Source organism: Bacillus sp. LR--39 (assembly GCF_053613335.1).
In genome coordinates this window covers 1-808 of the sequence record NZ_JBSIOT010000664.1, presented here as the reverse complement: position 1 = coordinate 808, position 808 = coordinate 1, and the positions used below count along the sequence as shown (strand labels likewise).

The window sequence follows — 808 nt, the reverse complement described above, 5'->3', positions numbered from 1 at the left end:
TGACGGTCGGCCAAAACCTTTCCGACGATGAGCATTCAGATGTGCTGGGACAATTAAAAATGCAGGAAGTGTCGCATGAAGAAATCGTTGACCGTTTCCACTTGCTTTACCAGTTGGAAAATGGATCGTGGACAGTATATGAAACCTTCTTGCTAGGCAGAGGAGAATAATGTTTGAAAGCAGTTATCGCAAAAAATGAAGAACAACTGAAAGATGCATTCTATGTAAGAGAAGAAGTCTTTGTCAAAGAACAAAACGTGCCTGCTGAAGAAGAAATTGACGAACTTGAAAATGAGTCAGAGCATATCGTCGTGTACGACGGTGAAAAGCCTGTCGGTGCCGGAAGATGGCGCATGAAGGACGGCTACGGCAAGTTAGAGCGGATTTGCGTACTGAAAAGCCACCGCTCAGCCGGTGTCGGCGGCATCATTATGGAAGCGCTCGAAAAAGCCGCGGCAGACGGAGGCGCTTCCGGTTTCATTTTAAACGCGCAAACACAGGCTGTGCCGTTTTACAAGAAACACGGGTATCGCGTGCTTTCTGAAAAAGAATTCCTCGATGCCGGCATTCCGCACTTACAAATGATGAAGGACTGAACGCATCCGGATCTTTTGAGATCCGGATTTTTTCCGCATATAAAAAACCGTTCTCTCGTATGAACGGTTTTTTATACATATCGATTAATATATGTGCCCATTCCTTTTTCTCGCAATCTCTTATAAAGAGAGCGCTTACGTTTCATCTCGTTTACCTTTCTTTCAGCGGCCGTTTGATTCTCCTGCTGCTTTTCCAGTTCTTTGTATACCCG

At 45.2% G+C, this 808-nt stretch carries 1 protein-coding gene and 2 pseudogenes; 2 read left to right on the top strand and 1 reads right to left on the bottom strand.

The genetic code is table 11. The features are described 5' to 3' along the window. A pseudogene (locus ACWHAR_RS25690) lies at window positions 1–170 on the top strand (hypothetical protein); the annotation flags it as partial. Window positions 171–173: 3 nt separating this feature from the next. After that, window positions 174–596: a GNAT family N-acetyltransferase gene (locus ACWHAR_RS25685; protein ID WP_144459374.1), complete on the top strand. Its 423-nt coding sequence runs from the start codon at window positions 174–176 to the stop codon at window positions 594–596. Window positions 597–667: 71 nt separating this feature from the next. Here ACWHAR_RS25685 and ACWHAR_RS25680 read toward each other — a convergent pair. Continuing rightward, a pseudogene (locus ACWHAR_RS25680) lies at window positions 668–808 on the bottom strand (hypothetical protein); the annotation flags it as partial.